The sequence below is a fragment of the Rhodoferax sp. UBA5149 genome, from assembly GCF_002413825.1.
In the GTDB taxonomy this organism is placed as follows: domain Bacteria; phylum Pseudomonadota; class Gammaproteobacteria; order Burkholderiales; family Burkholderiaceae_C; genus Rhodoferax.
Genome location: NZ_DHXT01000176.1, coordinates 1 through 2,548, shown reverse-complemented (window position 1 = coordinate 2,548; position 2,548 = coordinate 1). Strand labels below are relative to the sequence as shown.

The 2,548-nt window shown below is 60.1% G+C and carries 4 protein-coding genes; 3 read left to right on the top strand and 1 reads right to left on the bottom strand.

From position 1 onward, the window contains the following. The 3 genes from B3V69_RS15930 to B3V69_RS15920 all read left to right on the top strand — a co-directional run. Window positions 1–799, top strand: a 799-nt coding sequence (locus tag B3V69_RS15930; protein WP_296447991.1) for an FGGY-family carbohydrate kinase, incomplete at its 5' end; no start/stop codon positions are given. A 103-nt stretch (window positions 800–902) separates the two neighbouring features. Beyond that, window positions 903–1,529 carry a CDP-diacylglycerol--serine O-phosphatidyltransferase gene (pssA, locus tag B3V69_RS15925; RefSeq protein ID WP_296447990.1) on the top strand — a complete coding sequence of 209 codons (627 nt, stop codon included), beginning with the start codon at window positions 903–905 and terminating at the stop codon, window positions 1,527–1,529. A 275-nt stretch (window positions 1,530–1,804) separates the two neighbouring features. After that, window positions 1,805–1,984, top strand: coding sequence for a hypothetical protein (locus B3V69_RS15920; RefSeq protein ID WP_296447989.1), 180 nt, complete (start codon window positions 1,805–1,807; stop codon window positions 1,982–1,984). Window positions 1,985–2,386: 402 nt separating this feature from the next. Here B3V69_RS15920 and B3V69_RS20825 read toward each other — a convergent pair. Beyond that, window positions 2,387–2,548: phosphoribosylformylglycinamidine synthase subunit PurQ (locus B3V69_RS20825; protein WP_414707552.1), on the bottom strand; the 162-nt coding region annotated here is incomplete at its 5' end.

Here is a 2,548-nt window from a genome sequence, read left to right as displayed (position 1 = left end):
GGGCTGCCTCACGCCCGAGATTGCCTGCCTGTCTTACGGTACCGCCGCCACCATCAACACCACCACGCCACGCTACCTGGAGGCCACGCGTTTCATCCCGCCCTACCAGGCGGCCGTGCCGGGCCACTACAACACCGAGATCCAGATCACGCGCGGCTTCTGGATGGTGAGCTGGTTCAAGGCGCAGTTCGGCCTGCATGAGCAGCAGCTTGCACTAGAGCGCGGCGTGGCACCCGAGAGCCTGTTTGACGAGTTGGTGAACACCGTGCCGCCGGGCTCACTGGGCCTGATGCTGCAGCCGTTCTGGAACCCCGGCATCAAGGTGCCGGGGCCGGAGGCCAAGGGCGCGGTCATCGGCTTTGGCGACGTGCACACCCGTGCCCATCTGTACCGCGCCATTCTGGAAGGCCTGGCCTATGCGCTGCGTGAAGGCAAGGAGCGAATCGAGAAGCGTGGCGGGCAGCGCATCACGCGCGTGCGGGTGTCGGGCGGCGGCTCGCAAAGCGATGCGGCGATGCAGATCACGGCCAATGTCTTCAACCTGCCGTGCGAGCGGCCGCATTTGTACGAGACCAGCGGCCTGGGCGCCGCGATGCTGGCCGCCGTGGGCTTGAAGCTGCACCCTGACTTTGCCACCGCCGTTCGCGAGATGACCCGTATCGGCCAGGTGTTCGAGCCCGAACCCGCGCACGCCCATACCTACGAACAGCTCTACCGCCGCGTCTACTGCCGCATGTACCAGCGCCTGCAACCGCTGTACCGCGATATTCAGGCGATCACGGGCTATCCGGACAATTGAAGAACAGGCAACTCTGCGCTGGTAAAAATACCCTCAAAGGAGGCTGTCCATCGGTTCGCAAACGCACATTGCGCGAGCTAGCAAATGGGGTATTCTGTTCGTCATGACGCCACCTAAACTGAACAAACCGTTCTCGATGATTCGAGAGTTCCACCTCGCCGACTGGTTCACGCTGGCCAATGCTGTCTGCGGTACAGGGGCCATGTTTTCCATGATGACGTACCTGCAAACGGGCGACATCATGCACGTCTACTTTGCCTGTGGACTGGTCTTGGCCGCTTTGGTATTTGATGTGCTGGATGGACGGATTGCTCGGTGGCGACAAAAAACGTCGGCCATGGGGCGTGAGCTCGACTCTCTCGCTGACATCATCTCCTTCGGCGTAGCCCCGGCCTTGATTGGCTATGGCTGCGGCATGCAGGGTCTGTACGACCGTATCGTCTTGACCTATTTTGTCGCGTGCGGTGTCTCCCGGTTGGCGCGCTATAACGTGACGGCCGAGGCGCTTTCAGCGGGCGCAAACAAAGTCAAATATTTTGAGGGAACGCCTATCCCCACATCCCTGCTGCTCGTCGTGTTGATGTCTGTTGCGGCCTCGCAAGGTGCCTTGCGTGAGTCGCTGTGGTTCGGGCAACTCGTGTTTGGCGGCTACACACTGCATCCCCTGGTACTGTTGTTCGCGCTCTCGGGCTCATTGATGGTCAGTCGCATACGGTTCCCCAAGCTCTGAACGTCGCCGTGCCCTGCTAGCGCTCGCATCGCTTTGAATTTATCCATGAACGAACCGGTCGTGTGGCTGGGCGACGGCAGCCCGCATAGCCCCCGCTTCAACGACCGCTACCGCTCGCGGTCGCTGAAGTCACGGTCGCAAAGCTCATGCCCCAGGCACCACCCGCCAGCTGCTGGCGTATCACCGCGACATTGAGAATAATCAAGAATTTCGTGAGCCGATAAGCGTAATGTCGAAAACCAAGCGGGCATAGGGCAAGGGAAACAGGATATTCAATGAAAGCTGCCGCAATTCTGCATGCCCACGGACGAACGGGTGAGCGTGAATACGCGGTCAGACATCCCTCCGTCGGCACGCCTTACAAGTACACCATTCATGCCCAGTTTGACACCCGCATAGGAACGGGAAGTCGAGTTGAAGACCGGGTCTGCGACTTCGTATTCACCAAGAAGTAATCACGTCAACAAGCATGTTGGGTCAGTTCCCTATCAACCTGTCTACGCATGACAAGAAGGAGTCTTTATGCTCAGAAGTCCAGTACGCCTCACACACCTTGCTGCCATCGCTATCAGTTTGGTGCTCGTGCTTCTACTCGGTCTGTTCGGTCCGCACTGGGGCCAAGCCGAGGCGCAAAGCGCCATGTCCGCTCCGGCTTGCCAGTGCTCGGCCCCGACGTCCATCGCCAGCATGTCGACCACCGTCGTACATTGCCTCTGTGGCGGCATATCCTGTGTTGTAAGTGAGCACACCGGGCAAGGCAAGAACGCGAACCTCATGCAATGCGTCAAATAGGTATCGACTCCACTGCTTGACGCCCGTCTCAAGCCCGATCGGTAACGCCGATAGGTCCAGGCCGACTACCCCACCCACTTGCGCGCATTTACCCACAACTGCATCCAGGGACTCAGCGCAGACGGATCGCCACTGGTCCAGCTCATCTGGATATTGCGGAACACGCGCTCCGGGTGCGGCATCATGGCGGTGAAGCGGCCGTCCGCCGTGGTCACGGCCGTCAGGCC